Origin of the sequence: Blautia sp. AF32-4BH (assembly GCF_003460565.1) — a bacterium.
GTDB lineage: Bacteria > Bacillota > Clostridia > Lachnospirales > Lachnospiraceae > Fusicatenibacter > Fusicatenibacter saccharivorans.
In genome coordinates, this window is the sequence record NZ_QTVL01000043.1 from 996 (window position 1) to 1341 (window position 346).

A 346-nucleotide genomic window follows, 5' to 3' on the forward strand; every position below is an offset into this window, starting at 1 on the left:
TCCGCAGTGGAGAAGATGGACTTCCGCCGATCCTGCTCTACCATTACACAGAGACAAGGGCAAAGTTCCATGCAGCATCTTTCCTACAGGGGTTCAGCGGATATCTGGAGACGGATGGATACCAGGGTTATAATAATCTGCCGGACATCAAACGCTGCTCTTGCTGGGCACATGTGAGACGTTACTTCACAGATGCCATACCGAAAGGGAAAGAGTATGATTACAGCCTTCCGGCAGTGCAGGGAGTACAGTTCTGTTCCAAGCTGTTTGATTGTGAGCGGTACTCAAAAGCAAAAAATCACACTGCGGAGCAGAGAAAACAATTTCGTCTTGAAAAGGAGAAGCC

At 48.6% G+C, this 346-nt stretch carries 1 protein-coding gene; it reads left to right on the forward strand.

What is annotated here, in order from left to right; genetic code table 11:
- Nucleotides 1–346 (forward strand): IS66 family transposase (locus DWZ44_RS18920; RefSeq protein ID WP_243002175.1); only part of this gene is annotated, 346 nt, incomplete at both ends.